We start from the raw sequence: 19,704 nt of genomic DNA on the forward strand, positions 1-19,704 counted from the left end.
AATGAGAAAGGCTGATTTAGTAGTTGGAGTTCAATGGGGTGATGAGGGTAAAGGCAAAATAGTTGATATGCTAGGACTAAACTATGATATGATCTGTCGCTCACAGGGTGGCCATAATGCCGGCCATACGATCTGGGTTGATGGCGTTAGATACGCGCTTCACCTTGTTCCAAGTGGAATTTTGCATAAAAATATCATAAATATCATTGGCAATGGTGTTGTGGTTTGCCCAGAAGTATTAATCACTGAAATGGCTCAGTTTGAAAATTTAGAAGGAAGGCTTTATATTAGCGATAAAGCACATTTAAATCTAAGCTACCATAGCCAAATCGATCAAGCAAAAGAGAGACTAAAAGGCGAAAAAGCAATCGGTACTACTGGCAAAGGCATAGGACCAACTTATGCTGATAAAATAAGTAGAAGCGGTCACAGAGTAGGCGAGCTACTTGAGCCAGAGCGTTTGTGCGATGCTTTGATGCATGATTTTGAGACAAACAAATGCGTATTTGACGCACTTGGTGTAAAAATTCCTAATGAGAACGAATTGCTTGAAGAGCTAAAAAGATATAAAGAGGTTTTAGCTCCATTTATCGCAAATACTACAAACCTAGTGTGGAAGGCACTTGATGAAAATAAAAAGGTATTACTTGAAGGCGCTCAAGGCACGCTTTTAGATATCGACCATGGCACATATCCATACGTAACTAGCTCAAATACCATAAGTGCAGGTGCTTGCACAGGTCTTGGACTAAATCCAAAAGAAATCGGTGAAGTAATAGGCGTCATAAAGGCATATACGACTCGTGTTGGCTTTGGCCCTTTCCCAACAGAAGACAAAGGCACAAGTGGCGATAAGATGTGTGATATCGGTAAAGAATTTGGCACAACAACAGGCCGCCGCAGACGTTGTGGCTGGTTTGATGCTGTGAGTGTAAAATATGCTTCAAGACTCGATGGTGTCGATACTTATGCGCTCATGAAGCTTGATGTACTTGATGGATTTGAAGTGGTAAAAATTTGCAAAGCTTATCAATATAATGGCGAAACTATCGATTATATGCCAACAGATCTTGAAAATGCAACTCCTATCTATGAAGAACTTGCAGGCTGGGATAGCGTAAAAGGCATAAGCAAATATGAAGATCTGCCAGCAAATGCAAGGGCTTATATCGAGCGAATAGAAGAGCTAACTGGCGTAAAGATCGGATACATCTCAACAAGCCCTGAAAGAAGTGATACGATCATTAGATGAAAAGCAAATTTACCTCTATCGTCCGCATAAAAAAACAAGAGATGGATAAGGTAGAGGCAAAGCTTGCCGTTGCTAGGCTTAATGTAAGAAATTTTGAAGAAAATTTAGTACATTTAAGAGCAAGGCTTGAGGAGTTTTGCTTGCCAAAAAGTGGCAATATAAGCGAGTTAAAGGAAAATTTAGAGTTTATAAAGATAGCAAGGCAAGAGTTAAATGCCTGCAAAGAGAGCCTTGAGATAGCTAAAAAAGAGGTTTCGCATTACGAACATAAATATAAAAATGCAAATTTAGAGTACGAAAAGATGAAATATCTAGAAAAAGAAGAGTTTAAAAAAGAGATAAAACGCATACAAAAGGCCGAAGCACTTGCGCTTGATGAGTTTGCGGTGATGAAATTTACAACTAAGAGCGAGTTTTGATGAGAGCGGTTTTATTACTCTTAACTATTTTAAATTTTGCATTTTGTTTTGAAGTACCAGTTGACTGTACGCAAATTTTTGAAGCTAGAAAAGAAGAAATTTCAAAGGAACTTGAGATCATAGACGAGCAGCGCCAAGCTTTAGAGGTATTTCGTGCAAGCTCAGCAGCAGCCTATGAAGAAAATAATAAAAAGCTTGCCAAAAAAGAAGCTGATATAAATGCGACAATGAAAGTAATCGAGCAAAAACGCAAAGAGATCGATGAAGTGGTCGCTAAAAATGAGAAAATTTTAAAAGAACTTCGCACAATGACTAGCGATAAAGTCAATGAGTCATATTCTAAGATGAAAGATGGCGCGGCAGCTGAGGTGCTCTCTAAAATGCCTAGATCAAACGCAGCCACCATACTTTATGCTCTTGATGCCAAAAAGATATCTACTATCATGGCAAAAATGGATCCAAAAGTAGCATCCGAGATCACCACTTTGCTTCAAAAAGGGCCACCATTTGCTGATGAAAAAGGCGATATGCCAACCCCAGCTGGTAGCATAAATATTCAGTAATAAATTTTTGCACAAGCAAGCAAAATTTTAAAAAATTTAGACACCAAAATATAAAGCTCTATGCTTATAAATTTTTAATTTTAAGCTCGCCTAACTTTAGCTTGCATACTTTTGTGGTAGCTATTTCTTGACCAAACTTGCTACGACTCCAACTCCAAGGATGACTAGAATGATAAAAAGGCTAATTTGTGCAGAAATTTCAAATCCGTTATGAAAGATATGAGCAGTCGCATTTACAGCTAGCTTTGCTACGATAAAAAATAAAAGCACGATCACAGAAATTTCTAAATACTTTAAAAAATTTTTGAGTGCTTCAAGCACAAAATAAAGCGTTCTTAGCCCAAGTATCGCAAATATCATCGCTGAATAAACAATCACAGGATCTTTGCTCACAGCAATGACAGCTGGAACGCTATCAAAAGCAAATATCACATCGCTTAGCTCAATCACGCAAAGACACAAGAATAATGGTGTTGCTATCCAAGTGGCTTTTAGCCTTAAAATTTGATCGTTAAGTGTAGTTTTTTGACTATCTGAAATTTGCTTAGAAATTTCGCTAAATTTAACAAAAAAACTATGTCCAAAAAGCTGTGGTAAAACCGGAAAGAAGCGGTAAACTGCCCTATAAGCTATGTGGTTTGAATAATCTTTTATATCCTCATCGCACTTATCTTTTTTTATCATCATTACGGCACTATATGCGACTATTGCTGCAAATATTAGCTCCATCCAAGGCGAGATGGCAAAAAGCATCGTACCTACGGCTACAAAGATGAGCCTAAATATCATAGCTCCTATAACGCCAAAATAAAGCACTCTGTGGCGATAAATTTCAGGTATATTAAACCATGAAAAAATCGCCATCATCACAAAAAGATTATCTACCGAGAGTGACTTTTCTAGCGCATATCCTGCAAAATAAAGACTTGCTATCTCACTGCCTCGCTCAAAATATAAATATATACCAAAAAGTACCGAAGCTCCTATCCAAAAAATAGACCAAATACCAGCTTGTTTTAGTGAAATTTTCTCATCATGTTTATGAGCAAAAAGATCTATTCCAAAGGCAAGTGATGCCATTATAAGAAAAACTATAATTGTTTGAATTTCTGACGTGTTCAACTTTTATCCTTAAAATTTTTAACAAGGCATCATCAATACTTCTACTATCTCGCCTTTTTTAAGAATTTCTTTATCCATTGGGATCATTAAAAGTGCGGCTTTGTTTGTTAAATTATTTACAATCGCTGAACTTCCAAGCTTTTTGCCATTTAGATTTACAAAATTTTTTCCTTCACGATTTTCTAAATTTACAGCCGTAAATTCTAAAAATGGCGAACGCTTTTTATAGTCTTCGTCCATTATTGCCGTGATCTTTGGCTCTTCTTGACCAAACCACGCATTTATTAAGACCCTTACGTAAAGCACACACATAACCATTGCCGAGTACGGAAATCCTGGCAGTGCAAAGATATATTTATCGCCTGACTTTGCCACTCTGATGTGACGGCCCGGTTTTATGGCAGCACCTTCGATGATAAGACTAAAATTTTCATTTAAAGCGCCTTTTACAAAGTCGTAATCACCCATGCTTATGCCACCAGTCGTCACTAATATATCAGCTGATTTTAGTGCGTTTATGATCGCTTTCTCGACAAGCTCGGCCTTATCTTTTACGATCTCGCAAAGGATCGGCTCCGCACCCATTTTGCGTATCTGCATAGCGATGCCTACGTGATTTGAGCTGTGAATTTGTGCTGGATTTTCTAATGGCTCGCCAAGGTCTTTTATCTCGCTGCCAGTTGCAAGTATCGCCACTCTTGGGCGTATGAAAACGCTTACGTGAAAGACACCAAGCTCAGCAAGAAGTGCTATCTCGGCGTAGGTTAGACGAGTGCCTTTTTTGATCAAAATTTCACCTTTTTTGTAGCTCTCACCCACTTCGCGCACGGCAAAACCCTTTGGCACGCTTTTTTTGATGAGTATTTTTGATCCGACAACCTCGACATTTTCTACCGGGACAAGAGTATCAGTGCCTTCGCTCATTAGTGAGCCAGTGAAAGTTTTTACACATTTACTACCCTCTATGACTAGTCCTTTGTCGCTTCCAGCAGGTAGATCTGTGATGAGCTCAAGCTCGCTTAGGCCATCTTTAAAGGCAAAAGCGTATCCGTCCATCGCTGAAACTGGCTTTGCTGGGTAATTTTCAGCGGCTGTCACGTCGTAGGCGATATTTCTATCAAGTGCATCTGTGATGGCTACTTTTTCGACCTTTTCCCACGCATTTATTGTATCTTTTAGAATTTTTAGGCTATCTGCGTAACTCATAAAATCTTTCATTTTTATCCTTTTTATGAAATTTTTGCATATTTTATCTACTTTGCTCTTAAAAAAATTAATCTTTGTTTTATTTAATGATTATTAAAATGTCGTTTAAGAAATCAGTTTGATTTTACCCTATACACAGGAATATTCATGAATAAAACAGTGCTTTACATCATTGCAGGTGCAAGCTTAGGCATTCTTGGCCCAGTGCTTGTTTATTTTGGCAACCCAGCAAATATGGGCGTTTGCGCGGCTTGCTTTTTAAGAGATAGCGTAGGTGCTTTTGGCTTTCATCAAGCAAAAGTAGTGCAGTATCTAAGACCTGAAATTTTAGGGCTTATCCTTGGAGGCTTTCTAGCAAGTATGCTTTGGAGTAGAAATTTCACTCCAGTATCAGGCAGTGCGGCATTTTCTAGATTTTTCTTAGGCGTGTTTGCTATGATTGGTTGCCTTATCTTTTTGGGTTGTCCATGGAGAGCGTTTTTGCGCCTTGGCGGCGGAGATATGACTGCTATTGCTGGTCTTGTTGGTCTATTTGCCGGCGTTTTTGTCGGACGATTTTTTAAGAAAAATGGTTACGTCATACCTGAAAATGATGCCACTACAAAACCAGTTGCGTTTTTGCCATTAATCATTGCTATTTTGCTTTTAATAGCCCTTGTCTTTGGTTTAAAACTTGGCGATAATGGTGCATTATTTAGCTCAGAAAAAGGCCCAGGCTCACAGCACGCAAATATCTTTATCTCACTTATTTGCGCCATTGTTATTGGCATTTTTATGCAAAGAAGCAAATTTTGTTCGGTTGGTGCGATCAGTAAAGTTTTTGAGCGTGATCTTTCAATGTTTTATGGCATTGTATCTATCATCGTTTTTGCAAGTATCACAAATTTAGCTCTTGGGCAATATAAATTTGGCTTTGAAGCTCAACCTATCGCTCACAATGACGTCCTTTGGAATTTCCTTGGCATGAGCTTGGCTGGTCTTTGCTTTAGCCTAAGTTATGGCTGCCCAGGCAAACATTTAGTGCAAATGGGAGCTGGAAATTTAAGCTCAGCTGTATTTGTTTTAGGCATGGGAGCAGGTGCTGCGATAAGCCATAACTTCATACTTGCAAGCTCTGGAGCTGGCATCACTCCTTACGCTCCATATGCCGTAGCGATCGGCTTTATCTATGCTATTTATGTTGGAGTTTTTACTAAAAAAGCATAATATAAATTTGGCTGCCTTTGCAGTCAAATTTACTTACTTTTTATATCTACCATCTCATCAAAAAGTTCAAAAAGCTCACGTGGGTGTGCGATCATCATCACGCCAAGTTCCCTAAAATCGATCTTTAAATTTTTCAAAATTTCAGCCGCTGAAGCATTATCAAGTGCTGAGGTTACCTCGTCTAAGAATAAAAATTTAGGCTTTGCAAGATAGACTCTGGCAAAATTTAGCCTCTGAGCCTCGCCTCCACTCATTATCTTAGGATAGTCTAAAATTTCATCTAATTTTTTAAATTTGCTAAGGCCAACTCTGGCTAAAATTTTATAAATTTCACTATCATTTTGCTCATTTTTGTTCGGATAGGAGATGAGTTCTCTTAAGCTAGATCTAACCAAATATGGCTTTTGGGATAAGATTTGTTACTTTTAGGTAGCTTACACTAAAGCTAAAATATATTTATGGGAGTTAAAATTGAAAAAAGTTTAATTCTATTGAGAGAATTTAGCCACCAAGGATGGCTAAATTTGAAGTTATCTTAAAATTTGAATCTTTGCTTTTGCGCGGAGTTTATCAAAATAATCAGCCATAAGCTTTTCTTGTTCGCCTTGATAAAGCTCGTTTATAACATTATCCTTAACATCTGCAAAGCTTGGAGTGTATGAGCCAATTTTCTCTTTTACATAAAACATATCAAAACTATCAGCACCTTGTAGTATTTGGGTAAATTCGCCATTATTTGTACCGGCTATGATGGCAGCTAGCCTTGGATCTATGCTCTGATAGTCTAGGCTAAGCTCTTGCGTTTGCACACTATTAAGTAGTGATGGACTTGTTTTTTGAGCTTCTAGTTCTTCAGGATTTTTTGCCCTATAAAGGACCACTTTAGCGGTGCTAAAGACCTTAAATTTATCAGGATTAGCATCAAAATACATCTTTGCTTTTTGCTCATTTACATTTTTACCAGCTTCAGCCAAGATGCTTTTATAAAGCTTTTCTTGAAGCATCTTTTTTTCTATGTTGTTTTTAAACTCCAAAAAGTCCATGCCTTGAGCTTGGATAGAGCTTCTAAACTGCGAATTTGTCATGCCATTTTGCTTTGCGATCGATTCAATTCTATCGTTTAGCTCAAATGGCGTTACACTAATGTTTAAATTTTTTATCTGAGCATCTTCGAGCCTATCTCTTATGAGTAAATTTAAAGCATCTTGTTCGCTAGCTCTTAGTTGTTCTTTCAAGCTATAAACTTCATAAAGCGTGATTGGTTCGTTCTCTACAATAGCTGCGATACCGTTTATCATCTGAGCCGAATATAAATTTAAAGCACTTAGCATGCCAGCAGCCAAAAAGAGCAATTTTTTCATAATAAAACCTTTATTTAAGTATTTAGTAAATATAATTTTGGGCAATTATAACATAAAAATAAGGCACAAAATGATAGTTACTAGATTTGCTCCGTCGCCTACTGGATACCTACATATAGGCGGACTTAGGACAGCCCTTTATAATTATTTATATGCAAGAGCTAATAATGGAAAATTTTTACTTCGTATCGAAGATACTGACCTAAAACGAAACTCAGAAGAGGCCACGCAAGCCATAAAAGAGGCATTTGCTTGGTGTAAGCTTGATCACGACGGCGAAGTGACATATCAGTCAAAGAGATTTGATCTTTATAAAGAGTATGTTAAAAAGCTTCTTGATGAGGGCAAAGCTTATAAATGCTACATGAGCAAGGATGAGCTTGAGGAGCTTAGGGCTAGCCAAGAGGCAAGAAAAGAGCGTCCAAAATATGACAATAGATATAGAGATTTTACTGGCACGCCTCCAGCTGGTATCGAGCCAGTCATCCGTATCAAGGCCCCACTTAGTGGCGAGATCGTCATACATGATGGCATAAAGGGCGAGGTTAAATTTAAGGTTGAAGACATATTAGATGACTTCATTATTGCAAGAAGCGATGGCACACCGACTTATAACTTTACGGTTGTGATAGATGACGCATTAATGGGCGTAACAGACGTCATCCGCGGTGATGATCACCTCTCAAATACCCCAAAACAGATCGTTCTTTACGAGGCACTTGGCTTTAAGGTTCCAAAATTTTATCACGTCGCTATGATAAACGGAGAGGATGGCAAAAAGCTTAGCAAAAGGCACGGCGCAACTGATGTTATGGAGTATAAAAAGATGGGCTACTTGCCTGAAGCGCTCTTAAATTTTCTCGTTCGTCTTGGCTGGAGCCACGGCGATGATGAGATTTTTACTATTGAGGATATGCTTAAATACTTTAATCCAAACGACATCAACAAAAGCTCAAGCACTTACAACGCTCAAAAGCTTGACTGGCTAAATTCTCACTACATTAAGACTTTACCTTACGAGAGGCTAGCGCACGATATGCTTGAGTTTGGCGTTGATTTTAAGGCTTTGGTAAAGGGTGAGCTACTGCTAAATTCGCTCCGTGAGAGATCAAAGACATTAATTGAAATGGTAAATAGTGCAAATGCGATTATCAACGCTCCAAAAAGCTACGATGAGAAAGCTTGGTCTAAATTTATAAATGAAAATAGCAAAGAAATTTTGGCTAAATTTGCTCAAATTTTAGACCGTGACCTCGACGCGAAGAGCTATGAAGAGCTAACTAATAAATTTTTAGAGCAAAATGGCTTAAAGCTAAAAGACCTAGCTCAGGCTCTAAGGATAGCGCTAACTGGCTCAAGCGTGAGTCCAAGCATATTTGAAGTGCTTGAAGTAGTGGGCAGTAGCGAGACGAAAAATAGAATACAAAATTTATTGAAGGAAGAGAAATGACACATGTAACTAAAGAAGAAGCACTAAACTACCATATAGGCGGTAAGATCGAGATAAAGGTAAAGACGCCTTGTGAAACATCAAGAGACCTTTCAATGGCCTATACGCCTGGCGTTGCAGAGCCTTGCAAAGAGATAGAAGCTGATAATGAACTAGCTTATAAATATACAAATAAAGCAAATCTAGTAGCCGTTATCACCGATGGCACGGCTGTTCTTGGGCTTGGCGACATCGGTGCTATCGCTGGCAAGCCAGTTATGGAAGGAAAATCAGTCTTATTTAAAAAATTTGCAAACGTTGATGCCTTTGACATCGAGCTAGACGAGCACGATCCAGATAAGATCGTTGAGATTTGCAAGGCTCTTGCTCCAACATTTGGAGGTATAAATTTAGAAGATATCCGTGCTCCAAAATGCTTTGAGATCGAGAGAAAGCTTCAAGAAGCAGTCGATATCCCAGTCATGCACGACGATCAACACGGCACGGCGATGATAACAAGCGCTGGTATGATAAATGCGATGGAAATTTCTGGCAAAGATATATCTAAGATAAAGATCGTAGTTAGCGGCGCAGGTGCAGCTGGCATTGCATGCGCGAAGATGTATAAAGCGCTTGGTGCAAAACATATCGTTATGATAGATAGTAAAGGCGTCATTCACTCAAAAAGAACAGACCTAACGCCTGAAAAGGTAGAGTTCGCGCTTGAAACTGAGGATAGAACTTTGGCTGATGCGATGAGGGGTGCTGATATGTTTTTAGGCCTTTCTAAGCCTGGTGTGCTTACAAAAGAGATGGTTGCTTCAATGAATAAAGAGCCTATCATCTTTGCTTTGGCAAACCCAGTGCCTGAAATTTATCCAGAGGACGTTGAGGCTGTAAGAAGTGACGTAATGATGGGTACAGGCAGAAGCGACTATCCTAACCAAGTAAATAACGTGCTAGGTTTCCCATTTATCTTTAGAGGTGCGCTTGACGTTAGAGCTAAAAAGATCACTGAAAATATGAAAATGGCTGCAGCTAGAGCGCTTGCACAGCTTGCAAAAGAGCCAGTACCAGCTGAAGTTTTAAAAGCAAGTGGAGTTAGCGAGCTAAAATTTGGCAAAGAGTACATCATCCCAAAACCATTTGACAAACGCGTGCTAACAGCGGTTGCTCCAGCAGTTGCAAAAGCTGCGGTTGAAGATGGTGTAGCGAGAGTAAAAGATTTTGATGTTGAGGCTTATAGAGCCAAACTTGCAAAAGGATTTTAAAATTTAGCCCAAATTTTGGGCTAAAACTCTTTTTGGCATTTTGTAAAGATAAACCTTCTAAAAACAGTAAATTTAAGGATAAAAAATGCAAAACGTGAAGCTCATCTCACACCCACTGATCGAGCATAAATTAACCATTCTACGTGATAAAAACACCCAGCCTTTTCAGTTTCGCATGCTAGTTGATGAGATCAGTTATCTTATGATCTTTGAAGCGACTAGAAATTTAAAGGTAAAAGATGTAAAAGTCCAAACTCCAGTTGCGGTGGCAGATGCAAAGAGGCTTACTACAAAAGTGATGATATGCCCCATCTTAAGGGCTGCGCTTGGTATGCTTGATAGCGTTTTTACCATCATCCCAGATGCAAGCGTGGGCTTTTTGGGCTTTCAGCGAAATGAAGAGACAGCGCAGGCTGAGTTTTTTTACGCAAAGCTTCCAAAAGATGCAAAAGAGCGTATGGCGATTATCATCGACCCTATGTTTGCAACTGGTGGCACGGCGATAGATGCAGTCAAATTCTTGCGCGAAAAGGGCATTAAGGAGATCAAATTTATCTCTATCATTGCTGCTCCTGAGGGGCTAAAGAGATTTAGTGAAATTTACCCAGACGTTGAGGTCTATACGGCATCGATCGATGAGAAACTAAACGAGAAAAACTACATCGTTCCTGGTCTTGGTGATGCTGGCGATAGAGTTTTTAACACTCTTTAAGGGCTAAATTTGAATAAAAGACTTTTGCCAGCTCTAGTCGCCTTTGTCATTGCTATCATCGTTGGCGCCTTCTTCTTTTCAAAAGAGGGCGGCGAGGCAAACAAAAACGCTCAAATTTTACTTGAGCAGCTAAACAAAGAGGGGCAAAAGAGCCAGAGCCTCGCAGAAAATGGCTCATATACCTCAAAAGACGAGGTCGCTCTTTATATCTATAAATTTAACAAGCTACCAAAGAATTTTATAACTAAAAAAGAAGCACTTGAACTTGGCTGGGACGCAAAAAGTGGAAATTTATGGCAGATAAGCGGTGGCAAAAGTATTGGTGGGGATAGATTTTCAAATAGAGAAAAGAGGCTGCCAGAAGCTGATGGTAGAAAGTGGTTTGAATGTGATGTAAATTATAATGGTGGTAGGCGTGGCGCTGAGAGAATTTTATACTCAAACGACGGGCTTATCTACTACACGCCCGATCACTACGAGCATTTTTACCTGCTTTATGAGAAGAGGATGCAATGAAAAGCGTGATCTTAGATGCCAAAGAGATGGCTGAAAAAGAAAAAATGCATGAGTATTTTACAAAAAAATTTGGCCTGCCAGAGTACTACGGCAAAAATTTAGACGCACTCTTTGACTGTCTTTGCGAGATAAATGAGCCAACACTTATAAAGCTAAAAAATGAAAATTTTTTGGATAGTGGCACAAAAGAGAGCTTGATTCAGCTATTTCATGACGTTTGTAACGAAAATGATCTAGTTAAATTTGAGCTTGTAAAAGATGAAAAATGATATTTGGAAAGATTGATTATCTAAATTTACTCCCATTTCACGTTTTTTTAAAATCAGCTCCACTAAGCTCTCAGATAAAAAAGGCGATCGAGTTTAAAAAGGGCGTACCAAGTAAGCTAAATAGAGCGCTAAATGCTAGAAAGATCGATGCTGCGGTGATCTCAAGCATAGCTAGCAAAAAGACAAATTTAAAGAAGCTAAATTTTGGAATAGTCGCCAAAAAAGATGTAAAAAGCGTGCTTGTGCGCAAAAACTCAGCCTTAAAGCCAGATCCTGCCTCAGCTAGCTCAAACGCCCTAGCCAAGGTGCTTAAACTAAATGGCGAGGTGATCATAGGCGACAGGGCGCTAAAAGCATACTTAAGCGAGGGTAAAGAGTGCTTTTATGATCTTGGTAAAATTTGGCACGAAAAGACAAATTTGCCATTTGTTTTTGGTAGATTTTCTTACGTAAAAAATGGCTCGTTTTACAAAAAACTGGTCGCAAAATTTCTACAAAAAAATGTAAAGATCCCAAACTATATCTTAGCCCAGTATGCTAAAAGTCGCGGCATAAGTGAGCAAGATATCAAGTGGTATCTTAAATTTATAAGCTACAAAATAGGTCCAAAAGAGCAAAAATCACTCAGAAAATTTTTTAAAGAAAATAGATTATTAAAAGTAGCAAAAAGAATTAAATTTTTATAGCTTCTTAGCAGCTGCCAAGAAGCTATAAAATTTAGTGATGCATGTGCATATTAGTTGAGTTATCATCACTCATATTTTGCATCATCTTGTGGTGATCGTGCATTGGCATATCTGCTGGCATGTTCATTGGCATATTCATATGCATACCCATCTCACCGTTTTCAGCCTTGTAGCCTGTTATGGTAGGATCAACCATGCCAAATATCATTGCGACGTGTGCGACGATCAAGGCAAATATGAGTAGGAAAAAGTGAAGCTTTAGCTTTGCCTTTTCGCTTGCGTTTTTGTAGATCAAATTTAGCTCTAAAAGCGCGATGCCAAGAAGTGGTATGACGCTGATGAGATATGAGTAGACAGCGATGACATCGGCATATCCACGCCATTTTATACTTGGATAAATTTTTGCCATAAAATAGATCACAAGAGCTGTAAAATAGACCCCAAGCACTATGCCAGCAAATTTGCCAACAGCCTTATAGCCAGCATTTTTACCGCTATCCATGTGATACATAGTGAGAAACTCCATCGCCACTAAAAGCTCCGTAAGCCCCACAGGTATCACCATGAAGAAGATTAGATTGTAAGGTTGATTGAGCGATAAAAGCTCCATGTAGTGTGTCATTACCATTGTAAGTCCTTTGTAAAAAATTTAAAGAAGATTAACGCCAAATTGCTAATAATTATAAAATATCAAGATAACAAATTTAAGCTAGTCTTTAAACTCGTGTGAGATGACTGGAGAAAATTCTTCCCAATGAAGTTTGGTTTTGATTGTTGGCATCTTGCTTTGAAATGGTTCTTTCTTAAGTGCCGCCATAGCGACACTATCGCCTTTTGGCTTAGCTGGTGCTTCTACGTTTAGTATGGAGCGCTCAAGCTCGATGAAGTCTTTTAAAATGACTGTGTATGATTTAAAGAAATTTGCCTCTTTGTGAGCTGAGAGTAGCTGAGAAAACTCATCTACAAATAAATTTAAAGTTTCAGAAAATAGCTTATTGCTAATATTTTTTGCATCATCAAACTCATCTTTTAAAAATGTAGCCATCGCTAAAAATATAAATCCAACGTAGTCCTCGCTATCTTTGCAAAGCTCGCTATCACGTCTATATGGGCTTAGTTTTAAACATTCAATAACCCTAAGTCTAGCTGCTCCATTGTCTCTGCCCTCTTCATAAAATGAGGCACTTAAAGGGATATTTGTAAAGCCAAAAAGAACATCATTTTGTTCTTTTGAAAATTCTTCAAAGCTAAATTTATCTAAATTTTTAAACGCAGCATCACTATCCTCGCTTAAAGGATTTGCGCTTAAGTATCTTAACTGCTCTTTCCACCTTGAAAATTTCTCATCATTTGTGTAAAAAAACATAGGATATGCTAGAAATTCGTAAAAATATGATCTTGCTTTTATGATGTTTTTATCCATTTAATAAATCCTCTTTCATCGCGTTTATTTGGGCTTGAACCATTAGTTTGGCCTTACAGTCAGCACAGCAGTAAAGCGCTTTTATCTTGACCCTATCGTTGCCAAATCTTGGTTGCATTATAGTTGCAATCTTTTCGACTGCTTTTTTAGTTGCAAACTCTTTTCCGCACTCAACACAGGCAAAAAGCTCATCTCGTGCCAGCTCATTATATGTAAAAAACTCAGGCTTAAGAGAAATTTTTCCAACTTCAAGGCTTATGGTATCTTTTTCAGCACAGCTTAGTTCGCAGTATCCGCAAGCTGTACAGACGCTTGGATTAAATAAAATCGAATTTGTCTTTTTATCAGCCACTAGCGCGCTTACGTTACAAGCGCCAACGCAACTTAGACAAAGTGTACAGCTATCAGTGTTTATCTTGACATCGCCATATCTTATCATCTCGCCGCTTTTTACCACGCCAAGATCTTCGCTACCTACTAAAAACTCGAGCCTTTTTGCAAAAATTTCTCTTTTTGGTAAGGCATATTCGTTTATCGTGTGTTGTGAGTCAGCTATAAATTTTGCTTTTTTGAGCGATTCTTCAAGCTCATTTTTATCTTTAGCGTGATAGATCGCCGTCTCTTTAAATTTAAGCTCATAAATTTGATTTAAGATGCTAATGGCGTCTTTTTCGCCTTTGCCAAGAGTTTTGCTAAATAAAATCACACTCGCACCACTTTCTTGAAGCAATGTAAGAAGATGCGCTTGATTTAACATATGCGGTGCTGATATGAAAAAAGGTAGGACATTTTCAGGTAGGCTTATATTTAGCTCGTCTAAATTTGTTTCATTAGAGATTATTAGTGGAATTTTACCTTTGTAAAGTTTGGCAATAGTAGCAAATGAGTTTTGTGGCATAAGTGTAGAGTCAAGTGCGCCACTAGGGCAGACGCTGATACAGTTTCCGCAGTTTGTGCAATCTATCTGCGAAAAGACAAGGTGCCTTGTTTCATCCTCTTTTAATATCGCAACCGTTGGGCAAACTTCGGCACAACGTCCGCAAATTTCAGTCCTGCGCTCGTGATACTGGCATATTGACGAGTCGTACTGCGTAAAGCTTTTGTATCTAAATTTTGGACTTTTTGTATTTAAAATTTCAAGCACTTTTTCATCTTTAAGCCCTGCTATCTCGTAACAGCCACTTTGCTTTAGCATATAATCTCTTGCGTTTTCAACCAAGAAAAAGTCGCAATCAACTTCAAATTCGTCATTTGCTCTAAGTACTAAAACGCTTAGCTCACCAGCCGCACCGTATATAAATTTTACTTCAAAGTGCGTGAGTTCAATGACTTTGTAGCCATTTTCTTTTAGTAAATTTGCTAGCTCTTCGCGGCCTGAGTTGCTAACTATTACGACATTTTTGCCAACCTCTTTTTCATAATCGACATCCTTTGCCATGTCAAAGGCACTAGCTCTTGCCTCGTAGAGTAAAAGCGTGTTTTTAGCTTTTTCTAAGACGCTTGCGGTTGTATTTTTTAGATAAAAATTTATCTCAGGTGCGATAATGTTTGCTTTAAGCTTTGGCGAGTTAGAAATTAAATATTCTTCTTTTTCGTTATTTATTTCTATCTGTTCATTTAACATCAAAGTATCATCAAAATCGTTATAAAAGCCAAATTCTTTCATAATTTCTCCTATTATCAAAAACAGGCTTATTTTAATATTAATGGGATTAATGGACTCTGAATTTTATATGTTCCTTTTTGCTCTAAGGTTTAATTTATAATATTTTTTATGTTAAAATCACGGCTTGGTAAAACTAACTTACTAGGAGCACGAATTGAGCGATTTAAGAGATATCCCACAAGTTGATAAGATCATAAAAAACGAAGCATTTTCAGGATTTGATATAAATTTAGTCACATTGCTTGCGAGGCAAATTTTAAATGAAGTTAGAGCTAAAATTTTAAATGAAAATGCAAATTTTGCGTTGCAAGAAATAATAGATTTAATCCTAAACGAATATCATAAATTTAATGAATCAAGCCTTCAAAGAGTGCTAAATTTAACTGGTGTAACCATTCACACAAACCTTGCTAGAAGCGTCATCGATAAAGAAATTCTAAGCCGTGCAACTCCGGTAATCACAGGATATTCTAACCTTGAATACAGCCTAAAAACAGGCAGCCGTGGCAACAGATATGACTACGTTGGCTCGCTAATAGCAAGGGCCTTTGGTTTTGAGGACGCTATCGTCGTAAATAATAACGCAAGTGCTGTATTTTTGGTATTAAACACCTTTGCAAAGGGCAAGGAAGTCGTCGTTAGCAGAGGCGAACTAGTCGAGATCGGCGGTAGTTTTAGAGTGCCAGAAGTTATGGCAAATGCGGGCTGCTTTTTGAAAGAGGTTGGCACGACAAACAAAACTAAGCTAAAAGACTACGAAGAGGCAATTAGTGAAAATACGGCGATGCTTGTAAAGGTTCATCGCTCAAATTTTGACATCGTGGGCTTTAGCGAAGAAGTTACAGCAAATGAACTAAGTAAATTGGCGTGTGAGCAAAATTTGATAGATTATTTTGATCTTGGCAGTGGATTTTACGGAAATTTGCCGTTTAACTTAGACAAAAATGAGCCAGATCTAAAAAATTTAAAGGATGTTTCGCTAGTTAGCTTTAGCGGCGACAAGCTCCTTGGCACGGTGCAGTGCGGCATAATAGTTGGCAAAAAAGAGCTCATCGCAAAGCTTAGAAAAAATCAGCTTTTAAGGATGCTTCGCGTCGATAAGGTGATCATCTCGCTTTTGGCTGAGAGTATAAAAGCTTATTTAAATAAAGAATTTGAACTAATCACAACACAAAAACTGCTTCACAAAAGTGTAAAAGAGCTTGAAAGCTTAGCAAATTTTATAAATAAAAATTTAAAAATGCCGCTAGAAATCATTCGCACACAAACCTTTGTAGGAGGTGGTGCGATGCCAAATAAAAAAATTCCAAGCATGGCTTTGGCGGTTAGTGGAGATGCAGTTTTAAATGAGCAAAAATTTAGGCAAAAAAAGGTGATCGGCCGCATAGAAAATGATAAATTTATGCTCGATCTTAGATCGCTTTTAGATGAGGACGTAGAAGTGCTAATAAAAATAATAAATGAAACGGAAGAAAAATGAGTTTAATAATAGGAACAGCAGGGCATATAGACCACGGAAAAACTGCACTTATAAAGGAGCTAAACGGCTTTGAGGGGGACAATCTCGAAGAGGAGAAAAAGCGTGGCATAACGATCGATCTAAGCTTTTCAAATTTAAGTAAAAATGATGAAAATATCGCATTTATCGACGTACCTGGGCATGAAAATCTCATAAAAACGATGATAAGTGGCGCGTATGGCTTTGATGCGTGCTTATTTGTGGTGGCGGCAAATGACGGACTTATGCCCCAAAGCTTGGAGCACCTTGAAATTTTAAATCTTCTTGGCGTAAAATCCGTGATCGTAGCGCTTACAAAGTGTGACCTCGTAGATGAAGCGACTATAAATTTAAGAAAAAAAGAGATAAGAGATGAAATTTCTAAATTTAAAAACCTGCAAATTTTAGAAATTTTTGCCGTTAGTATAAAGGATAGGGCAAGCATTGACGAGCTTAGAAGCTACCTCTTTACGCTAAGAGCTAAAAAGCGCGATGAGGAGGGCGTTTTTAGATACTACATCGATAGGGTTTTTAGCCTAAAAGGTATCGGTAGCGTCGTAACTGGCACCGTGATAGAGGGAAGCGTTAGCAAAAATGAGAAGCTTTTTAACTATGACGCTGGCAAAGAGGTGCTAGTAAGAAGCGTGCAAAGCCACGATAAATTCGTAGAGCGTGCCGGAGTTAGCAGCCGTGTGGCGCTTAATCTAACTGGCATTGAGCTTAGCGAGCTAAAAAAGGGGCAGCTACTTAGCAAAAAGGGCTTTTTTAGGGGTTTTAGAGAGGTTGATGCGGTCGTAACTGCTAAAAATCTCATCCACTCTCAAAGCGTGACATTTTGCGTGGGCGCTAAAAACGTCCCTGCAAAGGTGCTGATCCTTAGCCAAAAAGATGATAGCTATTTTGTTACCTTTAAATTTCAAAGCGATATGTTTTTGAAATTTGACGAGCCTTTTGTTCTCATCTCAGACGCACGCGTTATAGGCGGTGGCAGAGTGCTAAATCCTGTACTTGAGCCACTAAAAAAAGCTGGCAAAATTCTCTTTTTGGCTGCACTTTTAAAGCATGATTTTGTTGGAGCATTTTCTATCTTAAAAGAGGCTCACAAAAATGGCTTTGGCATCATCTCTTCTTATCAAAGATTTGGTCTAAATCACGAAGAGGCCGTAAATGTAGCTAAAAAAGTCTCAAATGTTTTTGTCGATGAAAAGGCTTTAAATATCTACGATCTAAGCGCGGTTGAGCGGATAAAGTCTGTGGTTAAATTTATGATAGAAAAAAATGAATTTGCCGTTTTCTCAGCTCAAAGTATAAGCCTAAAGCTTGCTTGGGCTAGTCAAAATTTGGCTCAAAAAGCACTTGATGAGCTCGAGAGTATAAATTTAATCGCTAAAAATGATGGCGTCTATACAAAAAAGGGTGTTGATATAAGCAAACTAAAAGTAAGGCTTGAAGAGAAAATTTATGAAATTTTAGAAAGCGGAAAGCTAGCTCCAACGGCACCTTATAATATATATGATGAGCTGGAAATAGATAGGCTAAGTGGTGATAATGCACTTAAAAAACTAACTGCAATGGGCAGAGTTGTAAGGTTGGAGCATAATCTTTTTATCACTAGAAATTCTCTAAAAATGGCACTTGATAAGCTAAGAGAGATCATCAAAAATCAAGGTTTTGTAAATGTTACAAACGCCAAGGATGCACTAAATTTAAGTAGAAAATATGTAATCGCTTATCTTGAGCAACTTGACCTTGAGAGTGACATAATGAAGCAAGGAAATGATAGAGTCTTTCGTGGTTAGTATTCATTTACAAAAAGTAAATATAATCCGCCAAATTTTTAAAAAGGAAAAAAATGAAAAAAGTGGTTTTGGCCTCAATAATAGCGGCAACTAGCCTAATGGCAGCTAGCAATAAGCAAATAGAAGATTTTTACTCAGAAGTTTTTAAAAATCAAAATATCGATGGTGTTAATGTAAAAGTCGTAGAACGCACTAAAATTTTAGATGATATAGAAAAAGTAAGCTTAAAATTTAGCAAAGGGGATATGTCTCAAGAAGATGTGACTTTTGTTAAGGGCGATCTTATGTTTCCTGATGTTGTAAATTTAAAGGAGCAAAAGTCTTATTTGGCTGAAGAAAAAAAGGTAATCGCAGAAAAAGCAGCACTTGATTTAGTAAAATCACTAGCTAAAATTTATAAAAATGAAGACAAGGCAAATGTTATAACTCTTGGCAATGATAGCAAAAAGCCAACTCTTATCATGTTTTCAGATCCTGAATGCCCATATTGTAGAGCCGAGCTAGCAAAGATCGAAACGACACTAAAAGACAATAACGTTGAAATCATCCTAACTCCAGTACATGAACTATCGTCTTTGCAAAAAAGTGCTTTGATCTATAAAGATATAAAAAATGCAAAAAGTGATAGCGATAAGGTTAAAATTTTAAGAAAGTATTTTTCTGAAGATTATAACGTGGATGAAAAAAATGTTAGCAAAGAAGAGAGCGACAAGATCGATACTTTACGTAAAAAATATTTCTCAGCCGGCGTTAGATCAGTGCCATTTATAATAAATAAAAGTGATTTAAAATAATCTTTTCTAGGGAGCTCTCCCTAGAATTTATACTTTAAATTAGCCTTTCTCTCAAAATTCATAAAAGTTAAAATATTAAATATATTTTCTTATATTTTTAACAATAACTTAACATATTTAATTAAAGCTTTATATTTACTTTGATTATCTTGCAATTATGCTAAATTTGCAGAGTTTAAATCTAGGCTATAAAAAGCCCTGAAATAGGCCTTGCAATATTTTAGAATTTCTAAAGTTGCAAATTGTGAAGACCAATCAAACCAAATTCTCAAATTTTTAAGTTTGAGAGCTAAGGAGAAAAAATGCAAGGATCAAGAAGGGATTTTCTAAAAAAATCTCTAAAAGTCGGTGCTGCCGGCGGTGTACTAGCAGTCTCAGCCGTAGCAAAAGTGACTAGTGACGACTTAGCTCCTGATGACAATGGTGTCGTCGTTGGCAAGTCAAACAAAAAGGAGGTGCTTTATAAAAAAAGCAAGAACTGGGAAACCTACTATAAAATCGCTTACTAAGGG

The 19,704-nt window shown here is 37.8% G+C and carries 21 protein-coding genes; 14 read left to right on the forward strand and 7 right to left on the reverse strand.

The genetic code is table 11. The annotated features are described in order from the left end of the window. The first annotated feature begins 1 nt into the window (after nucleotide 1). Genes CYP28_RS01530 through CYP28_RS01540 form a run of 3 tightly spaced genes read left to right on the forward strand, consistent with a single transcriptional unit; the run spans nucleotide 2 to nucleotide 2,234 of the window. On the forward strand, nucleotides 2–1,252 hold the full coding sequence (locus CYP28_RS01530) for an adenylosuccinate synthase (protein ID WP_084041659.1): 1,251 nt from the start codon (nucleotides 2–4) through the stop codon (nucleotides 1,250–1,252). Beyond that, on the forward strand, nucleotides 1,249–1,671 hold the full coding sequence (locus CYP28_RS01535; RefSeq protein ID WP_103592834.1) for a flagellar export protein FliJ: 423 nt from the start codon (nucleotides 1,249–1,251) through the stop codon (nucleotides 1,669–1,671). Before CYP28_RS01530 ends, CYP28_RS01535 begins: the two co-directional genes overlap by 4 nt. Next, nucleotides 1,671–2,234: a MotE family protein gene (locus CYP28_RS01540; RefSeq protein WP_103592835.1), complete on the forward strand. Its 564-nt coding sequence runs from the start codon at nucleotides 1,671–1,673 to the stop codon at nucleotides 2,232–2,234. The genes CYP28_RS01535 and CYP28_RS01540 overlap by 1 nt, the downstream gene beginning before the upstream one ends. A gap of 120 nt (nucleotides 2,235–2,354) precedes the next feature. On the opposite strand, the gene CYP28_RS01545 is transcribed toward CYP28_RS01540, so the two are convergent. Continuing rightward, nucleotides 2,355–3,356 carry a TerC/Alx family metal homeostasis membrane protein gene (locus CYP28_RS01545; protein WP_103592836.1) on the reverse strand — a complete coding sequence of 334 codons (1,002 nt, stop codon included), beginning with the start codon at nucleotides 3,354–3,356 and terminating at the stop codon, nucleotides 2,355–2,357. Nucleotides 3,357–3,374: 18 nt separating this feature from the next. Then, nucleotides 3,375–4,574: a molybdopterin molybdotransferase MoeA gene (locus tag CYP28_RS01550; protein WP_103592837.1), complete on the reverse strand. Its 1,200-nt coding sequence runs from the start codon at nucleotides 4,572–4,574 to the stop codon at nucleotides 3,375–3,377. A 135-nt stretch (nucleotides 4,575–4,709) separates the two neighbouring features. On the opposite strand from CYP28_RS01550, the gene yedE reads away from it, so the two are divergent. After that, nucleotides 4,710–5,768, forward strand: coding sequence for a YedE family putative selenium transporter (gene yedE, locus CYP28_RS01555; protein WP_103592838.1), 1,059 nt, complete (start codon nucleotides 4,710–4,712; stop codon nucleotides 5,766–5,768). 29 nt (nucleotides 5,769–5,797) lie between these two features. On the opposite strand, the gene CYP28_RS01560 is transcribed toward yedE, so the two are convergent. Next, nucleotides 5,798–6,163: an ATP-binding cassette domain-containing protein gene (locus tag CYP28_RS01560; protein ID WP_180997934.1), complete on the reverse strand. Its 366-nt coding sequence runs from the start codon at nucleotides 6,161–6,163 to the stop codon at nucleotides 5,798–5,800. Nucleotides 6,164–6,298: 135 nt separating this feature from the next. Further along, a complete protein-coding gene (locus tag CYP28_RS01565) occupies nucleotides 6,299–7,129 on the reverse strand; it encodes a peptidylprolyl isomerase (RefSeq protein WP_103592840.1) in 831 nt (276 codons plus the stop codon). A gap of 70 nt (nucleotides 7,130–7,199) precedes the next feature. Between CYP28_RS01565 and gltX the strand changes: the two genes are divergently transcribed. From gltX to CYP28_RS01595, 6 genes are all read left to right on the forward strand, one after another. Next, a complete protein-coding gene (gene gltX, locus CYP28_RS01570) occupies nucleotides 7,200–8,579 on the forward strand; it encodes a glutamate--tRNA ligase (protein ID WP_103592877.1) in 1,380 nt (459 codons plus the stop codon). Further along, nucleotides 8,576–9,829, forward strand: coding sequence for a malic enzyme-like NAD(P)-binding protein (locus CYP28_RS01575; protein WP_087585442.1), 1,254 nt, complete (start codon nucleotides 8,576–8,578; stop codon nucleotides 9,827–9,829). Before gltX ends, CYP28_RS01575 begins: the two co-directional genes overlap by 4 nt. 85 nt (nucleotides 9,830–9,914) lie before the next feature. After that, complete coding sequence (gene upp / locus CYP28_RS01580; protein ID WP_103592841.1) at nucleotides 9,915–10,541, forward strand: uracil phosphoribosyltransferase; 627 nt, start codon at nucleotides 9,915–9,917, stop codon at nucleotides 10,539–10,541. 9 nt (nucleotides 10,542–10,550) lie between these two features. Then, nucleotides 10,551–11,057 (forward strand): ribonuclease domain-containing protein, encoded by a 507-nt coding sequence (locus CYP28_RS01585; protein ID WP_103592842.1) that lies wholly within the window; start codon nucleotides 10,551–10,553, stop codon nucleotides 11,055–11,057. Next, the gene (locus CYP28_RS01590; protein ID WP_103592843.1) at nucleotides 11,054–11,326 is read left to right on the forward strand and encodes a barstar family protein; all 273 of its coding nucleotides are present in this window, start codon (nucleotides 11,054–11,056) and stop codon (nucleotides 11,324–11,326) included. The genes CYP28_RS01585 and CYP28_RS01590 overlap by 4 nt, the downstream gene beginning before the upstream one ends. Continuing rightward, the gene (locus CYP28_RS01595) at nucleotides 11,323–12,012 is read left to right on the forward strand and encodes an MqnA/MqnD/SBP family protein (RefSeq protein WP_103592844.1); all 690 of its coding nucleotides are present in this window, start codon (nucleotides 11,323–11,325) and stop codon (nucleotides 12,010–12,012) included. Before CYP28_RS01590 ends, CYP28_RS01595 begins: the two co-directional genes overlap by 4 nt. A gap of 31 nt (nucleotides 12,013–12,043) precedes the next feature. Here CYP28_RS01595 and CYP28_RS01600 read toward each other — a convergent pair whose 3' ends face one another. The 3 genes from CYP28_RS01600 to CYP28_RS01610 form a co-directional block, all read right to left on the reverse strand. Further along, nucleotides 12,044–12,640 carry a DUF6803 family protein gene (locus tag CYP28_RS01600; RefSeq protein ID WP_103592845.1) on the reverse strand — a complete coding sequence of 199 codons (597 nt, stop codon included), beginning with the start codon at nucleotides 12,638–12,640 and terminating at the stop codon, nucleotides 12,044–12,046. Nucleotides 12,641–12,721: 81 nt separating this feature from the next. Next, the gene (locus CYP28_RS01605) at nucleotides 12,722–13,435 is read right to left on the reverse strand and encodes a TorD/DmsD family molecular chaperone (protein WP_103592846.1); all 714 of its coding nucleotides are present in this window, start codon (nucleotides 13,433–13,435) and stop codon (nucleotides 12,722–12,724) included. Further along, entirely contained in the window at nucleotides 13,428–15,101 is a 1,674-nt protein-coding gene (locus CYP28_RS01610) for a 4Fe-4S binding protein (protein WP_103592847.1), read from the reverse strand. The genes CYP28_RS01605 and CYP28_RS01610 overlap by 8 nt, the downstream gene beginning before the upstream one ends. Nucleotides 15,102–15,255: 154 nt before the next feature. On the opposite strand from CYP28_RS01610, the gene selA reads away from it, so the two are divergent. The 4 genes from selA to CYP28_RS01630 all read left to right on the forward strand — a co-directional run bounded on the left by selA (nucleotide 15,256) and on the right by CYP28_RS01630 (nucleotide 19,701). Next, nucleotides 15,256–16,581, forward strand: coding sequence for an L-seryl-tRNA(Sec) selenium transferase (gene selA, locus CYP28_RS01615; protein WP_103592848.1), 1,326 nt, complete (start codon nucleotides 15,256–15,258; stop codon nucleotides 16,579–16,581). Next, nucleotides 16,578–18,398 carry a selenocysteine-specific translation elongation factor gene (selB, locus tag CYP28_RS01620; protein WP_103592849.1) on the forward strand — a complete coding sequence of 607 codons (1,821 nt, stop codon included), beginning with the start codon at nucleotides 16,578–16,580 and terminating at the stop codon, nucleotides 18,396–18,398. The genes selA and selB overlap by 4 nt, the downstream gene beginning before the upstream one ends. Nucleotides 18,399–18,451: 53 nt before the next feature. Beyond that, nucleotides 18,452–19,192, forward strand: a complete 741-nt coding sequence (locus CYP28_RS01625; protein ID WP_087585452.1) for a thioredoxin domain-containing protein — start codon at nucleotides 18,452–18,454, stop codon at nucleotides 19,190–19,192. Nucleotides 19,193–19,494: 302 nt separating this feature from the next. Further along, nucleotides 19,495–19,701: a twin-arginine translocation signal domain-containing protein gene (locus tag CYP28_RS01630; protein ID WP_009294906.1), complete on the forward strand. Its 207-nt coding sequence runs from the start codon at nucleotides 19,495–19,497 to the stop codon at nucleotides 19,699–19,701. Nucleotides 19,702–19,704: the final 3 nt, after the last annotated feature.

The organism is Campylobacter concisus, assembly GCF_002914195.1.
Taxonomy (GTDB): domain Bacteria; phylum Campylobacterota; class Campylobacteria; order Campylobacterales; family Campylobacteraceae; genus Campylobacter_A; species Campylobacter_A concisus_M.